The sequence below is a fragment of the Klebsiella sp. CN_Kp073 genome (genome assembly GCF_040065495.2).
GTDB lineage: Bacteria > Pseudomonadota > Gammaproteobacteria > Enterobacterales > Enterobacteriaceae > Klebsiella > Klebsiella aerogenes.
In genome coordinates, this window is record NZ_CM198051.1 from 3,528,359 (window position 1) to 3,545,566 (window position 17,208).

Sequence of the window (17,208 nt, forward strand, 5' to 3'; positions counted from 1 at the left end):
TTACAGGCCCGGCGTACCGGGCCTGATGGCGTTATTTTCCGCTTTTCACTTTGGTCCACGCGCGGGTGCGCACGCGGTCAATCTTCGGATCCTGCACCTTGAGGGTGAACAGCTTGGCGAAGACATCCTCCGGCGGGTAAATCGCCGGATTGTTGCGGATGTCGGCGCTGACCAGCGGCGTCGCTTCTTTGTTGCCGTTAGCGTAGTAGACGTGATCGCTGATGTGGGCGATGACCTCCGGGCGCAGCAGATAGTTCAGGAACTGATAGGCTTCGTCTTTATTTTTGGCATCCGCCGGCATGGCGAAGACATCAAAGAAGGCCAGCGCCCCCTCTTTCGGAATAAAGTAGGAGATATTGACGCCGTTCTTCGCCTCTTTCGCCCGGTTCGCCGCCTGCCAGACATCGCCCGCCCAGCCGATAGCGACGCAGATATCGCCGTTTGCCAGGTCATTAATATATTGCGAAGAGTGGAAGTAACGGATATTGGGCCGCAGCTTCAACAGCAGATCGGTTGCCGGTCCGGTGTAATCATCGGCTTTGGTGCTGTTTGGATCTTTGCCGAGATAGTTCAGCACCGTCGAGAAAATCTCTTCGGGGGCATCAAGGAAGGAGACGCCGCAGCTTTTCAGCTTCTCAAGGTTTTCCGGTTTGAGCACCAGATCCCAGCTGTTCAACGGTACGTCTTTACCCAGCGCCGCTTTCACTTTATCGACGTTATAGCCGATGCCGGTAGTCGCCCACATGTACGGCATCGCATATTTGTTATCGGGATCGTGACGCGCCACCAGTTGTAAAACTTTCGGGTCGAGGTTTTTCCAGTTCGGGAGTTTACTTTTATCCAGCGGCTGGAACACTCCGGCCGCCAGCTGGCGTTCAAGGAAGCTTGCCGATGGCACCACCAGATCGAACCCGGTGCTGCCGGCCATTAATTTACCTTCCAGCACCTCGTTGGAATCAAATACGTCATACACCACTTTAATACCGGTCTCTTTTTCAAAATTGGCGACCGTGTCCGGCGCAATATAATCAGACCAGTTATAGACGTGCAGCGTTTTTTGTTCCGCTGCGAGCGAGCCGGCAGAAACGGCCATCAGCGCACCCGTAATCACACCTGTTAACCATTTTTTACCCAAGGCGGTCATATCTGTATTTCCTTCTCAAGGCCCGTTAATTCACGGACGCAATAGACGAACCTGAACGCATGCAAGAATCATGCATATTTTTCATTGCCTGAGATAAGGAGAGGAAACCTCTCCCTGATTGGCTGCCCGCAAAAGGACGCCTCGCCAGAATAACTGTAGCCAGAATAAGAGGATATAGCCCAGGCAAAAAAACGCCCTGGATCATATTTCCAGCCAATAAAGGTCTACGAGATAAAAGCGAAGCGCTAAAACAGCAGTGAATAATTCTTTAAAGAAGGGTTTGAGACAGAATAAATAAGCAACCGCCATCGCAGCGGCTGCTTTTATTAATTAGTGCAGAAAATGGTATTGCACTTCTTCGGCTGCGGCCTCTTCTTCCTGCTCTTCCGCTTTATACAGCAGTAGATTGGCGCCTGCTTCCAAAATGACCATCGAGACCTGCTCTTCGCTCTGGCGGAAGAACCAGGCAAACTGTTCGAGAGTGACGCCCGCGCCAACGGGCAGCGCCTGGCAGACCACCAGCTTCGGCAGGTTATCATCCTGAATATCAAGGAACGCTTTTACGGTCAGCGAACTGGCGTTAATCGCCGACAGATCCGCCGACAGCGGCAGCAGCGCAGAGGGCTTCACTTCCGCCAGCGCCGAAAACAACACCACGTTGTCCAGCAGGTCGATTTTGGCATCGAAAATACCGTCGAAATTCTGCATATGCGGCAGGTGCAACGCCTGGCAGGAGTCGCACTCAAAAAAACTGATGCCTAACTCGTCGAGCCAATGACGTAACGTATCAAGACCCGGAACGACCAGTGAATCCATAGTGCCTGTGACCTCTTGCTGGATAAAAAACGACGCATAGCTTACGCAAAAAATGCGTCGCATTCCATGAAAGGATAACGAAGTGACGCTACCCTCCCATTTTTAGACAATATCCAGGCGTGGCCTGGCGCTCGATCCACGCGATCATTCGCCCGGCAATATCGACGTGAGTGGTGGTTTCAATCCCTTCCAGCCCCGGCGAGGCGTTAACTTCCATCACCAGCGGACCGCGGTTGGCGCGTAGGATATCCACGCCTGCCACGTCCAGACCCAGCGTTTGCGCCGCTTTAATCGCCATCTCCCGCTCCTGATCGCTAAGCGTGGCCGTAGTGGCGACGCCGCCGCGGTGCAGGTTAGAGCGGAAATCGCCCTCTTTCGCCCGCCGCTCAATCGCCGCCACCACTTCATCGCCAACCACCAGGCAGCGGATATCGCACCCTTTTGCCTCAGCGATATATTCTTGCACCAGAATGTGCGCATTGAGACCCCGGAAGGCGTCAATCACGCTTTCCGCCGCCTGCCGCGTTTCCGCCAGCACCACGCCGATCCCCTGCGTCCCCTCGACTAACTTCACCACCAGCGGCGCGCCGCCGACCATCGCGATCAGATCGCTGGTGTCGTCCGGCGAGTGGGCAATACCGGTGACCGGTAGATCGATTCCCTGACGCGCCAGCAGCTGCAACGAGCGCAGCTTATCGCGGGCGCGGGTAATCGCCACCGACTCGTTTAGCGGATAGCTGCCCAGCAGCTCGAACTGCCGCAGCGCGGCGGTGCCGTAGTAGGTGATGGCCGTGCCGATACGCGGAATGACTGCATCAAAATGGGGCAACTGTCGCCCTTTATAGTGAATTGAGGAGGCAACCGGGCTGACGCTCATATAGCAGGAGAGCGGATCGAGGATCTCGACCTGATGCCCGCGTTTTTGCGCGGCTTCACGCAAGCGGCGGCAAGAATAAAGCGTTCCATCCCGGGATAATATAGCGATTTTCACCCAACACCTCTTAGAAAATAACTGGCAGCCAGCACACTGCGTTTGCAGGGTGAAGTGTATAGGGAATCAGCGCGTTGCCCAGCCCTGTTTATGCAAATAGTCGAGAATAAACGGCCGGCTCTCTTTGATGATGGTGCGGCGGATATGGTCGCTCCAGGTATCGCGGCGGGTATTACTGCCGCGCGACAGATAATAATCCGCCAGCTGTTCGTCATACTGCGCCAGCACCTGTTAATCAAGCGGCTGGTAGTGATTCTCATGCACCAGCATCGCAGGCGGAATACGCGGCTTAACCTGCGGGTCGTCAGCAGGCCAGCCAAGGCACAGGCCAAACAGCGGCAACACGTGCTTCGGCAGCTGCAGCAGCTCGGTTACCGCGTCAATGTTATTGCGCAGGCCGCCAATATAAACGCCGCCTAATCCCAGGGATTCCGCGGCGATTAAGGCATTCTGCGCCATTAGCGCGGTGTCGACGACGCCCAGCAGCAGCTGTTCAGCCAGCCCCAACTGCGCTTGTGGGCAAATTTGCAGGTGGCGGTTGAAATCGGCGCAGAACACCCAAAACTCCGCCGCCTGCGCCACGTGCTGCTGGCCGCCGGTCAACGGAACCAGCTGCTCACGCAGCTGCGGGTCGGTAATGCGAATAATCGAGGTACATTGTAAAAAGCTGGAGCTGGACGCCCCTTGCGCCCCGGCGATGATCGCCTCACGCTGTTGGTCGCTAATCGGCGCGTCGGTAAAATGGCGGATGGAACGGTGGTGGCGCAGCAGATCAATGGTCGGCGTCATGGCGTTTTTCTCTTTCGGACGGGGTAGAAGATGAGGTCTTATTATCGGTCAACTGCGGCGCGACAATTTTCGCTATTCGCCACATTAAGGCTATCGCCGCCGGGATCATCAGCAGGATCCCGGCAAAGATCATGATAAGCGCCGCCGTCGGGCTGGCAAACGGCGCCGGCAGCTGAACATACTGGTTCAACGACAGCCAGGCCAGCGTCAGCAGCGCCATGCCGACGAGCTCAACAATCAGAATGCTTTTGGGTAATGCGGCAGGCGATCGCATAACGCTCCTCAATATACTCATGCCACGCGTATCGCTGGCGCGTCTGTGTAGGGTCTTGCAGCAGATGATATTTATCAAGCATAACCCGCAACCATCGCTATAAAAGGTAAAACCTGCTTTCCCTTGTTAACGGAACGCGGCATCATAGCCACATTCGCCATCCGGCTGAGATTTAAGGAGAGAAGCATGTTTACCGTTATTTTTGGTCGCCCAGGTTGCCCGTATTGCGTTCGCGCCAAAGAGCTGGCCGAGAAACTGAGCAACGAGCGCGATGACTTCAGCTATCGCTACATTGATATCCACGCGGAAGGCATCAGCAAAGCCGATCTGGAAAAAACCGTCGGTAAGCCGGTAGAAACCGTACCGCAGATTTTCGTCGATCAGAAACACATCGGCGGCTGCACGGATTTCGAAGCCTGGGCGAAAGAGAATCTCGGCCTGTTCGCTTGAGAATTTTTACTCTTCCGTTGAGTGCCTGCGTCTGGCGTCCAGCCAGACGCAAATAAATAAAAAGCATAGCGCCCCAAGCGCGCACCAGAACACCGCGCTAAATAACCACGCCAGTTCTTGCCAGAACGATCGATGAGTAATAAAGAACATCCGCATCACCACCAAACAAACCGGTGCCGCCAGCATGGCGCCAATCAGCGGACGTATGACGCGCCGGCCGGGGGATAAGCAGCTCGCCACCGCCCCAGGCAGCACAAAGAAAAGCAGCCCAAGCTCGGGGTTGCCCGTTTGCCGAAAAGCCCCTTTCATATGCAGCAACAGCGATAAACAGACCACAATAAACAGAAAGAACCCACAAATTATACCGGCCCACGCGCGCTCAGATTTCACGACATCCTCCTGATTTCGCCTCTAACTATCTTTCACTTCATCCAGTCAGAAATAGCATTCTGGCAGTCCATGCTTATAACGCTCCCGTCAGAGTAAAACGATTGTGACTAGCCGCAGCAACCAGGAAAGATTAAACTAGCGGCACTGTTTTATCGGTATTAACGGGATGCCAGAATAACGTTCGGCATAGTGCGAACGCTTGAGCAACCTTAGACCAAAAAACCATTTCCTTCAACAACTTACTAGTAAACGAGAAGTTGGCTTTCGTGAATATAAACGTCGCAGATTTGTTAAACGGGAATTACATCCTGTTATTGTTTGTTGTACTCGCACTGGGTCTTTGCCTGGGGAAACTTCGCCTCGGGTCAGTACAACTTGGTAATTCCATTGGCGTTTTAGTCGTTTCTTTATTATTAGGTCAGCAGCACTTCGCCATTAACACTGATGCGCTAAATCTTGGCTTTATGCTGTTTATTTTCTGCGTCGGTGTCGAAGCTGGCCCCAACTTTTTTTCGATTTTTTTCCGCGACGGCAAAAACTATCTGATGCTGGCGCTGGTGATGGTGGCCAGCGCGATGTTAATCGCTATGGGGCTGGGCAAATTGTTTGGCTGGGACATCGGCCTGACCGCCGGGATGCTGGCGGGCGCCATGACCTCCACCCCGGTGCTGGTGGGCGCCGGCGATACCCTGCGCCACTTTGGCATGCCCAGCGATCAGCTGGCGCAGTCGCTTGACCACCTGAGCCTCGGCTACGCCCTGACCTACCTGGTTGGCCTGGTGAGCCTGATCGTCGGCGCGCGCTATATGCCGAAGCTGCAGCATCAGGATCTGCAGACCAGCGCCCAGCAGATCGCCCGCGAGCGCGGTCTGGATACCGACTCCAAGCGTAAAGTCTATCTGCCGGTTATCCGCGCCTACCGCGTCGGCCCGGAATTGGTCGCGTGGGCGGACGGCAAAAATCTTCGTGAGCTGGGGATTTACCGCCAGACCGGCTGCTATATCGAGCGTATTCGTCGTAACGGTATCCTGGCGAACCCGGATGGCGACGCGGTACTACAGATGGGCGATGATATCGCGCTGGTTGGCTACCCGGACGCGCATGCCCGTCTCGATCCAAGCTTCCGCAACGGTAAAGAGGTGTTTGACCGCGACCTGCTCGACATGCGTATCGTCACCGAAGAGATTGTGGTTAAGAATCATAACGCCGTCGGCCGCCGCCTGGCGCAGCTGAAGCTGACCGATCACGGCTGTTTCTTAAACCGGGTGATCCGCAGCCAGATTGAAATGCCAATCGACGATAATGTGGTGCTTAACAAAGGCGACGTGCTGCAGGTGAGCGGCGACGCCCGCCGCGTAAAAACCGTCGCTGACCGTATCGGCTTTATTTCGATTCACAGCCAGGTGACCGACCTGCTGGCTTTCTGCGCCTTCTTTATCGTCGGCCTGATGATCGGCATGATCACCTTCCAGTTCAGCTCGTTCAGCTTCGGCATCGGTAACGCTGCCGGCCTGCTGTTCGCCGGCATTATGCTCGGTTTCCTGCGAGCTAACCATCCGACCTTCGGCTATATCCCGCAGGGGGCGTTGAATATGGTGAAGGAGTTCGGCCTGATGGTGTTTATGGCCGGGGTCGGCCTGAGCGCCGGCGCGGGTATCAATAACGGTCTGGGCGCCATTGGCGGGCAAATGCTGGCCGCCGGCCTTATCGTCAGCCTGGTGCCGGTGGTGATCTGCTTCCTGTTCGGCGCCTATGTGCTACGCATGAACCGCGCGATGCTGTTCGGCGCGATGATGGGCGCGCGTACCTGCGCCCCGGCGATGGAAATTATCAGCGATACCGCACGGAGCAATATTCCCGCGCTCGGCTACGCTGGCACCTACGCTATCGCCAACGTGCTGCTCACCCTTGCCGGTACGTTGATCGTCATCATCTGGCCGGGCCTTGGCTAGCCCCGGCCGAAAATTTTTAACTTTTTCGCAAAAAAATCGGTGATGAACAGAACTTTTTCCCAGGACGTCAGTCATAACTAGTGCCACTGCTTTTCTTTGATGTCCCCATTTTGTGGAGCCCATCAACCCCGCCGTTTAGGTTCAAGGTTGATGGGTTTTTTGTTGCCTGAATTTTATAACCTTTAAAATCATTGGGTTAAAAACCCTCATTTTAGCCAATGGCGAAAAAGTGGCGTCAGCCTCAAAGAAACAGTGCTGCTTGACCTAAGTTTGAGGGGTGAGGCTGCACAGGATGGGCCTCTTTAGGTGTAGAGATTGAGCGCACAAAAGCCTCATACGTTAGGAACGTATGGCTGCAGTTGATATTCTGGCACTGGTTATAATGTTCTTTGTTCTTTGGTCTTTGGTCTTTGGTCATTGGTCATTGGTCATTGGTCTTTGGTCTTTGGTCTTTGGTCTTTGGTCTTTGGTCTTTGGTCTTTGGTCATTGGTCATTGGTCATTGGTCATTGGTCATTGGTCATTGGTCATTGGTCATTGGTCATTGGTCATTGGTCATTGAAGAACCTGGAAACCGCTGCGAGTATGGGCTCCACTTCCACACAATGGGCAAATCATCGTTTTTACGTTCTTGCACTTTTCCTGAAATCGCAATAAAGATACAATATTATCTCATTTTGTGAACTTTAAGTTCTTTTTTGAAAACCTCAGTCCATTACTAAATCATCAATTTTCACTTCCAGCTCGATGCTGGTTGTAAATCCGCTATCCGGGTTTACCGTGTGCGTTAACGTGGTGATGGTCCACCTGACATCATCAATGGGTTGTTTAAAGCCGGTGACCTTCACGGGCATTTCCGTATAGAGATCCGCGCGGCCTTCTGCCAGCTGCAGGGAAAATGATGCCACACCACGCTGTAGCCGCTCCCAGTTCATTTTTGCTGCGCGCTCCGCATTACTGCGGTTCGCATAGGTCCGGTTCAGAACCAGGACGTTCTCATCCGTCCCGATCAGGTAATCTCCCTGCTTTGCTTCTGGCTCTTTTGGCTTTGTCGTCTTCCGGCGGCGCTTCACTTTGGTGGTTTCTTTTTTCTCCGGTTCGCGCGTATGCAACCAGTGAGCAATTACCCCGGTGTACGCTCCCCTGTCCGCCAGGCTGAATCGATGACTGTCACCTTCCCGGCGGGTAATAGTGATGACCGGCAGTAAGAGCTGCGAAAAGCCAGGGAGTTGACTCAGTCTCTTATCAAAACGAGCAAAGCGGCAAGTTGTGAGTATGTCGAACCGAACAGACGAAACACCGCAATTAAATTTGTGCTAGATGCTTTTAATGGAAAGGTCGATAGCACCCTTTCAAAAATCAAACATTACAATTACGGTAAATTATCCCAAGAAATAAAAGATGCTTTTGAACTTGTTAATTTTAACGGTTCAGCCTTTAGGTCCGCTAAGATCACCGATATCTACTTACAAGCCCGACTTAACGAACTTAGATGGGGGTGGCTGTAAATGAAATTATGATCGAAGAAAGAGAAGAACAAAGACGAATTAAAGAACAGTTGCGCGAAGAAGAAAAAGCGCGTCGTGAATACGAAAAAGCGATAAAAGAAACTGAAAAAGAAGAAAAGTCTATTCAACAAGCTATTGATAAAGCGACTAAAGAACTGATGTTCGCAAGCGAAGAACAGCGTATAGCCCTCGAACAGAAACTGGCTGAGCTGCAAATTAAGTACGAAGAAGCTGAAGCCAAAAACCAACGGGCCATTTCGATGGCGCAGCAAACACGCTCAGGTCACGAATATGTTATCAGTAACATCGGCTCCTTTGGAGAAAACGTTTATAAGATTGGGATGACGCGAAGACTTGAACCGCTTGATCGTGTTCGTGAACTGGGAGATGCCAGCGTGCCTTTCTCATTCGATGTGCATGCAATGATCTATAGTGATGATGCCCCATCACTCGAAAATCATCTCCACAAAGTGTTTAACGATAAGCAAGTGAACAAAGTTAACTCACGCAAAGAGTTCTTCAATGTTGGTATAAAAGACATAAAATCTACGATTAAAGAAATGAGTATTGATGCGCATTGGACAATGTTTGCAGAAGCAAAAGAGCACAGAGAATCTTTAGCCATTGAGAATGAACGCAACATGGTATTTAAAGAAAACAAGGAATTGGTAGTTGCATAATATTTTGTAAACACTCAATGACCTGACCTTGCATCAATAGGTCAGGTCATTGAATGAAAGAATAGCCATTTTTAATTATATTCACAAAATTATATTAATATCTCAATTCTCGAAGTTCAATCCCATTGAGCTTAGAGTTTTCATAAACCTCATAAAAACAAACTTTACTATTAACATGTTTTAATACAAGGTCTCTATAAAAATCCCTGCGTTCTTTCGTCATCCTTAATCCAAAAATAACTTGATTTAACTCCCCTGGAAAATCAAATAACCCTGAAGTTTCCTCTATGTAACGCCATTCCATTTCATAAGCCCAAGATGGTGTTTTGGTACTGATAGTGGATCTAAATGTCGTATCTTCAAATGACACTCTATGAACATTTCGAATCCCACTCCCAGGAGCCATGATTTGTACCTCACTCGAAAAGCCTTCTTTAAAAATTGGTTTATCCATGACATATTCAACTGGTAAACAATGACGAGACTGTGCTAGTTTACAATTACCAGACGTACTAAACCCAAAGGCAATTCCACGATGATTTTGACCATAATGGGCCCACATTAATTCATTGACACTAGTTTCACTAAGGCTAAATACCCCTAGTTTAGCAAGGCGCTCACGCATATCTTTAAATACATCCTGAGGCCTGGATAATTCGACACCATGATCAGATTGAAGAGCCCTCATTGCCTTTACTTTTCTAGAATGGTCAAGATTTCTAAAACGTTTAAGCCATAGCTTTGTGGCTTTTTCATTTAAAGAATAAAGAGTTTTTGGTGGCTGAAAGGTTGGAAATACTGAGATCACCCCCATTATTTGACCTTCTTCCATCATCCGGATTGTTTTAGTTTCCCAATCTCTAGGGATTTCTCCTATTCGACATTCAAACGGGTCGTTCAAATTATCTGGAGAGGAAAGCCAAACTTTGTTATTTGTAATTATGTTCTCTGTATTTACGGAATCATCTCTATATTTGAACAAAATGCTCGGAGTAGTTCGTACAAGATTATTCATATAATTTTCTCTTTCGATAATTTTCACGAGCATTTTATAACTTAGATGTTTGCTAAGCTATACAGCAATGTTTTATTTTTCAAAAACACACATTGACCACTGTTCAAATACACAGTCAAATTTAGCCCTCATACATGAGGGCTTTTTTATGGTAGTACGAAAACTCCCCACAGGAAAATGGATTTGTGAATGCTACCCTGCTGGACGCAGTGGGCGACGTGTGCGTAAGCAGTTCGCCACCAAAGGCGAAGCGATGGCTTTTGAGCGTCACACGATGGATGAGGCAGAGGCTAAGCCCTGGCTGGGTGAATCGGTAGACCGTCGGACTCTGAAAGATGTGGTTAAACTCTGGTTCAAACTGCACGGCAAATCCCTGACTGCTGGCGAGCATGTTTACGACAAGCTAATCCTGATGGTCGATGCACTCGGAAACCCTCTTGCTACAGATCTCAGTTCCAAATTGTTCGCACATTACCGTGACAAACGCCTGACGGGTGAAATCTATTTTAGTGAGAAGTGGAAGAAAGGTGCCAGCCCGGTAACTATTAATCTTGAGCAAAGCTATCTGAGCGGAGTCTTTAGCGAGCTGGCCCGTCTGGGAGAACGGAATGCGCCGAACCCACTTGAGAACATGCGTAAGTTCACCATTGCAGAAAAGGAAATGGCCTGGCTGACGCATGAGCAGATCACTGAGCTTCTTTACGATTGCCAACGTCAAAGCGCCCTTCTCGCTCTGGTCGTTAAAATCTGCTTGAGTACCGGAGCACGCTGGCGCGAGGCTGTAAACCTTACACGTTCTCAGGTCACTAAGTACCGAATCACGTTCGTCAGGACCAAAGGCAAAAAGAACCGAAGCATTCCGATTAGTAAAGAGCTTTACGAGGAAATCATTTCCCTGGACGGCTTCAAGTTCTTTACTGATTGCTACTTCCAGTTTTTGTCTGTGATGGAGAAAACCTCCATCGAGCTTCCGCGCGGCCAACTTACCCACGTCCTACGCCATACGTTTGCAGCACACTTTATGATGTCGGGCGGAAACATTCTTGCACTACAAAAAATTCTAGGGCATCACGATATAAAAATGACTATGCGCTATGCTCACCTGGCCCCCGATCACCTTGAAACAGCTTTGAGATTCAACCCTCTTGCAACGCTAGAAATGTGATCTGCTTATGCAAAATAACATCATCTCCGCTACCTGAGCTATATAAGTCAGAGTAAACTCTTGCCAATAAATCAGTTCATTTTATTAACTACTTTAAGGAGTTACATGGCTATCGTTAACGTAAAAAAACATACTGTCAAAAGAGCATTATCGATGGGATTTGAAAAAGTGCTTGATGATCGTGGGTATGATTCAGGAGCGTATTACGTCAAAGATGGCAAAAAGTGGATTTTTGATATTGTTGCGCTTAAGCAAAAACAAGGGGTAACTTCAGATGATGAGTTAAAAAATCTCGGATATGATGTTGATACATATAATTTATTAGAAAATGAACCTAATGAGATGGCTCAACTTTATCAAGACATTGCAGTTGAAGACGGTGAACCAATGTATCTTGAAGGTGGAATGTATTTGTATCCTGATGGTTCAATCCGTTAGCGTGGCGCAAACCGAGTTGATCCGATGGCGACAAAGTGGCGACAGCGGTTGGCAGTACCCCGTAATCGTCACTTCTCACCACCAAACTAACTTATTGATTATTCTACAAGTCGTTGTTTTTACTAACCCATTTACATAAATGGGTTTTTTGTTGCCTGAAATTCAGCTTCCTTAGAATCAACCTCTTAGCAGACAACTCGTTTCTGCATGCAATGACCTTCCCGTGAAAACCGCCCCACTCTTACAGAAGTCTCTGGTCTTGCTTTCTCCTCGCAGAAAAGCGCTTCCTCAACGTCCGATAGTTACTGCTATTGAATTGACGTTCTTATCCTGCTATGTAAAACGTAGTGTTGATACTTTACTTCTACTGATAAGGAATTCAGATGTTAACTCAAAGTCTTATTAATATATTCAGTAAAGAAATGATAGGGACGATTATTGCCGCCCTGCCCATCATAAAAGCCATTTTAAATTACTTAAACAAACCTTTAGATGACATCGATGATATATATAAAAAAGCCAAATTAAGCACATGGAGAATTCGCTTTTTCATGATCAAAATATCGACAAAAGAGATACCCAGGCTGACTCGCGCAAATGTGATATTGTTTTCTGTCGTGTTATTATTTCTTTTAGCCAGTTTCGCAACCAGTTCATATTATGGCGTCAAGCTATTACAAATACGTCCGGGCTGGACATCTTTAATTCTTAAAGAAACGGATGAATGGTTTTTAATCTCGGAAACAGAAGCATCAGAACACGCATTCCATCCCTCCTGGCATCTCACAGAAAAAAGCTGTATCTCTGGCGAGGCCACGCAACTGGCAAATGACAAAATAATAACACCACAACTAGGGAAATTTATTTGTGAATCCTTCACCAATGCAGATGACAAAGAGAAAATAAAGAAATCCATTAAAGATACCACTCACAATAAACCTATCATTACCTTTCTCATCTCGATCATTACCGTTGGCTGCATATGGTTCATAAGCAGCTTAATATTAACGTTAATATATACTCTCAGACTTAAACAATTCATTATCCGGGAGCATGAAAAAGCCTATGACTATCTAACATAGCACTCCAACCTTTAGCTTAGGGGGTGAGAACTCTGTTACATTTGTCATTTGCACGACGTATATTACCAGTTCCGGTAATATTGTTACTGGAACTGCAGAGCCTATCATCCTGTGATAATTGTTGATATTATTATCCGCAACGATTAACAGGTATATCGGTTGAAGGTAAAAACATGATTGATGTACAGCAGGAACAAAAACTTCAGGAGCACGGTTTTACCAGCAAAGAGATCAATGTGCTGCGTAAAGGACTTGAGAGTCCACAACGTAAAGATCAAAGCCTGCAGGCCTTGTTGGAAGAACTGAGGCGTCGTTTTTACATGTCCTGTATCATCATCATTGCCCTGCTTATCTTTTGCAGCTACGCGACGCTGACTAATAATACCGGTAATGGGCTGGCTTACTTTACTGTGACTGCAGTTTGCTGCGCCTTTGCACTATTAGCAACACCTTACCCGCTTTCATGGAAAGCGATAACATTCTTAAGAAAGAAACTCTACCCAAATTAATTTAACAAGCAGTTTTTTCATTAGTACGATACGTTCTCCCTATGTTGTATAACTGATATGTCCTCAACATGCCACTTAAATATCCCCTCTTAAATAATCGGCGATAAAGCTTATCAAGCACACCAGCGTAAAACAGATGGCGAAACCACCCAGCTTGAATAACCAGCCATCCAGAGCAACAAAACAAACAAAAGCGGCGATAGAGAAGCTGCCCGTTCCGACAGCTTCAAACATATTGATTGCATGAATGCAGATCTTTTTACAAACATAGCTTGAAGAGAATCTTTTCGGTTTCATTGGCTCTCTCTTATCCCTGCATCAGGTAACCCAAGGCTAATCGAAAGCATGCTCATCATCCAGTAATAATTTAATTTTTTTCACCATTAAATCAACATGTTAAATAAACCACTAATAAAAAAATCAATCGTTAAATGTCAGCTTTTTACCCTTGCGAAGTCTATTTTTTCACCCATACTTTGCTGATCCACTCCCACATAAGGCGCTCTTCATGTTGCTTAAAGATAAGACCGTGGTGATTTTCGGCGGCAGCGGCGCGATTGGCCGCGCGACGGCGCTTGCCATGGCGAAAGAAGGCGCACAGATCTTTCTGGCCGCCCGGCAGGCGGATAAGCTGGAAAAGGCAGCGGCTGAGGTTCGCGCCGCTGGAGGTATCGTCGAGACTCTGCAACTGGATGTGCTGGATGGCGGGCAAACCGCCGGGCAGGTGGCCAACCTGGCCGGGAGAACCGGCGGGATTGATATCGTAGTTAATGCCACCGGCTTTCTCCACGATCAGGGGAAAACGCTGGCACAATTATCCCTTGCCGAGTATCGCCAGGGTTTTGTCCCCTTTCTTGATGCCCAATTTACTATTGCTAAGGCTGTAGCGCCGTGGATGGGTGGCGAACGCGAGGGCGTCATAATTACCACTATTCCTCCTTCTGCGACGATGGCCGTTCCTGGACACCTTGGCCATATCGTCGGCTGCGCCGCAATGGAAGCCTTTATCAAAGCGCTGGCCAGCGAACTGGGGGCGAAAAATATCCGCGTGCTCGGCGTGCGGTCACACGCGATAGCGGATGCGGTGCTGGCGGGTTCTTATACTGCCGAGGTGTTTGCGCCTAAAGCGCAGGCGCTGGGCTTGAGCGTTGAACAGTGGCTTGGCGGTGCGGCGCACGGCACGATGCTACAGCGGTTGCCGACGCTCGCGCAGATAGCCGGGGTCATCACCTTTCTCGCCTCACCGTCGGCGGCGGCGATGACCGCCACGGTGGTTAACGTCACCGCGGGGGCGACGCTTAGCTAGCGCTATTCTCCCCCGCCAGCCGCCCGACCATCAGGCGAATGGCCGCTTTCGACAGCGGCGCGCTATCGGTCACGAAGTGTAGCGTCATCCCCTCGATAAACGCATCCAGCCCGCGCGCCGTCGCCGGTTCGAACCACTGCTCCAGCGTCTGCTGGCTGCGCAGCATCCAGCTCTGCATGACCGCTTTCAGCGCCGGTCGGCTGCTGCAAAACGCGTATAGCTGGTACATTAACTCCATATTGCGCGCGGTGGTCACCTGGGCGCTGAAGATCAGCTCGGCGATAGCGTCGCAGGCCTGCTCGCGGCTGCCGACGCCGTTGAAGAATTGCTGATACTGCGCCGACATTTCGACGGTGAAGTTACGAAACGCTTCCTCAATCAGCGCCTCAATACCGCTAAAATAATAGGTCAGCGAACCCAGCGGTACCCCGGCGCAGCTGGCGATTTTACGGTGCGTCACCGCGTGAATACCGTGCGCGGCGATGGTATCCAGCGTCGCCTGCAGGATGCGCTCGCGCCGCTGCGGATCGTTCGGTCTGCGGGTCATCGGTGTGTTTTTTCCCCTCTGTGCGCTATGCAGGTCAAGCGATAGCGGAATGTGTACAAATGTACACAACCTTGCTACTGTTGTCTGCAACTCTTCTTTCTCGGGCGTTTATGGATGACGGCGCAAACTTCTCGCAAAGCCCTCCAGCTTCGGCTGTGGGCGCTATTTATGTTCTTTTTTATCCCCGGCTTATTGATGGCCTCCTGGGCCACCCGTACGCCCGCGATTCGCGATTTACTGACGCTTTCCACTGCTGAGATGGGAATGGTGCTGTTTGGCCTGTCGATCGGTTCAATGAGCGGCATTCTCTGTTCTGCATGGCTGGTTAAGCGCTTCGGCACCCGTAAAGTCATCCGCACCACCATGCTATGCGCCGTGGCGGGCATGCTGGTGCTAAGCCTCGCGCTGTGGCTCGCCTCCGCGCCGCTGTTCGCCTTCGGGCTGGCTATCTTCGGCGCCAGCTTCGGCTCGGCGGAAGTGGCGATTAACGTCGAAGGCGCCGCCGTTGAACGGGAAATGAATAAAACCGTGCTGCCGATGATGCACGGTTTTTATAGCTTCGGCACCCTGGTGGGCGCCGGCATCGGTATGGCGGTGACCGGTTTTGGCCTGCCCGCCGCGCCGCATATTCTGATCGCCGCGCTGGTGGCGATTGCCCCTATCCTTATCGCCATTCGCGCCATCCCCGACGGTACCGGCAAAAACGCCGCCGAATCCGCCCATAGCGAGGCCAAAGGCCTACCGGTCTGGCGCGACGCGCAGCTATTGCTGATCGGCGTAATCGTGCTGGCGATGGCCTTTGCCGAAGGTTCCGCCAACGACTGGCTGCCGCTGCTGATGGTCGACGGCCATGGCTTTAGCCCCACTTCCGGTTCGCTGATTTACGCCGGTTTCACCCTCGGCATGACCCTCGGCCGCTTCACCGGCGGCTGGTTTATCGACCGCTACAGCCGCGTCGCCGTGGTACGCGCCAGCGCGGTAATGGGCGCGCTGGGCATCGGGCTGATTATTTTTGTCGACAGCACCTGGGTCGCCGGGGTATCGGTACTGCTGTGGGGGCTCGGCGCGTCGCTTGGTTTTCCGCTCACCATTTCCGCCGCCAGCGATACCGGCCCGGATGCGCCTAAACGCGTGAGCGTCGTGGCGATTACCGGCTATCTGGCTTTTCTCGTCGGGCCGCCGCTGCTGGGCTTCCTTGGCGAACACTTTGGCCTGCGTAGCGCCATGATGGTAGTACTGGGACTAGTCATGGTGGCGGCGCTGGTAGCCCGCGCGGTAGCTAAACCGCAGCCCGAACCTGTGATGGAGAATAGCTAATGAGCATCAAACTGATTGCGGTAGACATGGACGGCACCTTTTTAAGCGATGCCAAAACCTATAATCGCCCACGTTTTCTGGCGCAGTATCAGCGCATGCGCGAACAGGGTATTCGCTTCGTGGTCGCCAGCGGCAACCAGTATTACCAGCTGATATCGTTCTTCCCGGAGCTGGTCGATGAAATCGCCTTCATCGCCGAAAACGGCGGTTGGGTAGTAAGCGGTAAAGAGGATATCTTTAACTGCCAGCTGCCGACGACGCATTTCAACGCCGTCGTCGACCACCTGCAAACGCTGCCGCATATCGAAATTATCGCCTGCGGCAAACGCAGCGCCTATACGCTCAATAGCTATAACGACGAGCTAAAAGCGGTGGCGGCGAAGTACTATCACCGTCTCGAACTGGTGGATGATTTTAACCATCTCGATGACGCGATCCTCAAATTCGGCCTGAACGTGCCGGATCATCTGATTCCGCAAATTCAGCCGAAGCTACACGCGGCGCTGGGCGATATGGTTACCGCCGTCGCCACCGGTTACGGCAGTATCGATTTAATCATCCCTGGCGTGCATAAAGCCAACGGCCTGCGCATTTTGCAGGAGCGCTGGGGTATTGATAATCATGAAGTGGTGGCCTTCGGCGATAGCGGCAATGATATTGAAATGCTGCAGCATGCCGGCTTTGGCTTCGCCATGGCGAATGCCAAAGCGGAGGTCAAAGCCGTCGCCAGCCATCATGCGCCGCATAATAACGAAGAAGGCGTATTGCAGATTATCGATAAGGTATTGAATCGCGAAGCGCCGTTCGCCTGATGAATCCCCGGATGCCTTTGGGCA

The 17,208-nt window shown here is 50.6% G+C and carries 18 protein-coding genes and 4 pseudogenes; 11 read left to right on the top strand and 11 right to left on the bottom strand.

The genetic code is table 11. The annotated features are described in order from the left end of the window. Positions 1–31 precede the first annotated feature (31 nt). The 5 genes and pseudogenes from potF to ABLV66_RS17135 all read right to left on the bottom strand — a co-directional run bounded on the left by potF (position 32) and on the right by ABLV66_RS17135 (position 4,014). Positions 32–1,144 (bottom strand): spermidine/putrescine ABC transporter substrate-binding protein PotF, encoded by a 1,113-nt coding sequence (gene potF / locus ABLV66_RS17115; RefSeq protein ID WP_032711260.1) that lies wholly within the window; start codon positions 1,142–1,144, stop codon positions 32–34. 330 nt (positions 1,145–1,474) lie between these two features. Further along, positions 1,475–1,960, bottom strand: a complete 486-nt coding sequence (locus ABLV66_RS17120; RefSeq protein ID WP_348876917.1) for a type III secretion system chaperone family protein — start codon at positions 1,958–1,960, stop codon at positions 1,475–1,477. 88 nt (positions 1,961–2,048) lie between these two features. Next, positions 2,049–2,951, bottom strand: a complete 903-nt coding sequence (gene rimK / locus ABLV66_RS17125; RefSeq protein WP_032714148.1) for a 30S ribosomal protein S6--L-glutamate ligase — start codon at positions 2,949–2,951, stop codon at positions 2,049–2,051. Between the two features lie 66 nt (positions 2,952–3,017). Further along, positions 3,018–3,740 (bottom strand): annotated as a pseudogene (gene nfsA, locus ABLV66_RS17130) (nitroreductase NfsA). Continuing rightward, positions 3,724–4,014: a YbjC family protein gene (locus ABLV66_RS17135; RefSeq protein WP_047065002.1), complete on the bottom strand. Its 291-nt coding sequence runs from the start codon at positions 4,012–4,014 to the stop codon at positions 3,724–3,726. Before ABLV66_RS17135 ends, nfsA begins: the two are co-directional and overlap by 17 nt. Before the next feature lie 186 nt (positions 4,015–4,200). On the opposite strand from ABLV66_RS17135, the gene ABLV66_RS17140 reads away from it, so the two are divergent. Beyond that, the gene (locus tag ABLV66_RS17140; RefSeq protein ID WP_045396328.1) at positions 4,201–4,464 is read left to right on the top strand and encodes a GrxA family glutaredoxin; all 264 of its coding nucleotides are present in this window, start codon (positions 4,201–4,203) and stop codon (positions 4,462–4,464) included. 6 nt (positions 4,465–4,470) lie between these two features. On the opposite strand, the gene ABLV66_RS17145 is transcribed toward ABLV66_RS17140, so the two are convergent. Next, positions 4,471–4,854 (bottom strand): inner membrane protein YbjM, encoded by a 384-nt coding sequence (locus ABLV66_RS17145; protein WP_015367534.1) that lies wholly within the window; start codon positions 4,852–4,854, stop codon positions 4,471–4,473. Positions 4,855–5,120: 266 nt separating this feature from the next. On the opposite strand from ABLV66_RS17145, the gene ABLV66_RS17150 reads away from it, so the two are divergent. Beyond that, a complete protein-coding gene (locus ABLV66_RS17150; RefSeq protein ID WP_045374103.1) occupies positions 5,121–6,806 on the top strand; it encodes an aspartate:alanine antiporter in 1,686 nt (561 codons plus the stop codon). 241 nt (positions 6,807–7,047) lie between these two features. Here the strand turns inward: ABLV66_RS17150 and ABLV66_RS17155 are convergent. After that, positions 7,048–7,197 (bottom strand): annotated as a pseudogene (locus tag ABLV66_RS17155) (ogr/Delta-like zinc finger family protein); the annotation flags it as partial. Here ABLV66_RS17155 and ABLV66_RS17160 point away from each other — a divergent pair. Next, on the top strand, positions 7,156–7,488 hold the full coding sequence (locus ABLV66_RS17160) for a hypothetical protein (protein ID WP_512174201.1): 333 nt from the start codon (positions 7,156–7,158) through the stop codon (positions 7,486–7,488). The pseudogene ABLV66_RS17155 and the gene ABLV66_RS17160 sit on opposite strands and share 42 nt — an antisense overlap. 24 nt (positions 7,489–7,512) lie before the next feature. On the opposite strand, the pseudogene ABLV66_RS17165 reads toward ABLV66_RS17160, so the two are convergent. Continuing rightward, positions 7,513–8,010: pseudogene (locus ABLV66_RS17165) on the bottom strand (contractile injection system protein, VgrG/Pvc8 family); the annotation flags it as partial. Between the two features lie 3 nt (positions 8,011–8,013). Here ABLV66_RS17165 and ABLV66_RS17170 point away from each other — a divergent pair. Beyond that, positions 8,014–8,993 (top strand): annotated as a pseudogene (locus ABLV66_RS17170) (SNIPE associated domain-containing protein); the annotation flags it as partial. A gap of 94 nt (positions 8,994–9,087) precedes the next feature. Here the strand turns inward: ABLV66_RS17170 and ABLV66_RS17175 are convergent. Continuing rightward, complete coding sequence (locus tag ABLV66_RS17175) at positions 9,088–10,008, bottom strand: DUF2971 domain-containing protein (protein ID WP_348876918.1); 921 nt, start codon at positions 10,006–10,008, stop codon at positions 9,088–9,090. Between the two features lie 148 nt (positions 10,009–10,156). On the opposite strand from ABLV66_RS17175, the gene ABLV66_RS17180 reads away from it, so the two are divergent. The 4 genes from ABLV66_RS17180 to ABLV66_RS17195 all read left to right on the top strand — a co-directional run bounded on the left by ABLV66_RS17180 (position 10,157) and on the right by ABLV66_RS17195 (position 13,202). Further along, on the top strand, positions 10,157–11,173 hold the full coding sequence (locus tag ABLV66_RS17180) for a phage integrase (RefSeq protein WP_348876919.1): 1,017 nt from the start codon (positions 10,157–10,159) through the stop codon (positions 11,171–11,173). A gap of 105 nt (positions 11,174–11,278) precedes the next feature. Continuing rightward, complete coding sequence (locus tag ABLV66_RS17185; protein WP_348876920.1) at positions 11,279–11,611, top strand: hypothetical protein; 333 nt, start codon at positions 11,279–11,281, stop codon at positions 11,609–11,611. A gap of 383 nt (positions 11,612–11,994) precedes the next feature. Then, positions 11,995–12,693, top strand: a complete 699-nt coding sequence (locus ABLV66_RS17190) for a DUF6216 family protein (protein WP_348876921.1) — start codon at positions 11,995–11,997, stop codon at positions 12,691–12,693. Positions 12,694–12,866: 173 nt separating this feature from the next. Next, positions 12,867–13,202, top strand: a complete 336-nt coding sequence (locus ABLV66_RS17195; RefSeq protein WP_045396334.1) for a hypothetical protein — start codon at positions 12,867–12,869, stop codon at positions 13,200–13,202. 75 nt (positions 13,203–13,277) lie between these two features. Here the strand turns inward: ABLV66_RS17195 and ABLV66_RS17200 are convergent, their stop codons facing one another. Further along, positions 13,278–13,499, bottom strand: a complete 222-nt coding sequence (locus ABLV66_RS17200; protein WP_063415072.1) for a hypothetical protein — start codon at positions 13,497–13,499, stop codon at positions 13,278–13,280. A gap of 211 nt (positions 13,500–13,710) precedes the next feature. Between ABLV66_RS17200 and ABLV66_RS17205 the strand changes: the two genes are divergently transcribed. Further along, entirely contained in the window at positions 13,711–14,508 is a 798-nt protein-coding gene (locus tag ABLV66_RS17205) for an SDR family NAD(P)-dependent oxidoreductase (protein WP_289577066.1), read from the top strand. On the opposite strand, the gene ABLV66_RS17210 is transcribed toward ABLV66_RS17205, so the two are convergent. Then, entirely contained in the window at positions 14,501–15,055 is a 555-nt protein-coding gene (locus tag ABLV66_RS17210; RefSeq protein ID WP_045396344.1) for a TetR/AcrR family transcriptional regulator, read from the bottom strand. The two genes, ABLV66_RS17205 and ABLV66_RS17210, sit on opposite strands and share 8 nt — an antisense overlap. Positions 15,056–15,169: 114 nt before the next feature. On the opposite strand from ABLV66_RS17210, the gene ABLV66_RS17215 reads away from it, so the two are divergent. Together ABLV66_RS17215 and ABLV66_RS17220 are read left to right on the top strand one after the other, a co-directional pair. After that, the gene (locus ABLV66_RS17215; RefSeq protein ID WP_045396346.1) at positions 15,170–16,372 is read left to right on the top strand and encodes an MFS transporter; all 1,203 of its coding nucleotides are present in this window, start codon (positions 15,170–15,172) and stop codon (positions 16,370–16,372) included. Next, complete coding sequence (locus ABLV66_RS17220; protein WP_315709747.1) at positions 16,372–17,184, top strand: Cof-type HAD-IIB family hydrolase; 813 nt, start codon at positions 16,372–16,374, stop codon at positions 17,182–17,184. Before ABLV66_RS17215 ends, ABLV66_RS17220 begins: the two co-directional genes overlap by 1 nt. Positions 17,185–17,208: the final 24 nt, after the last annotated feature.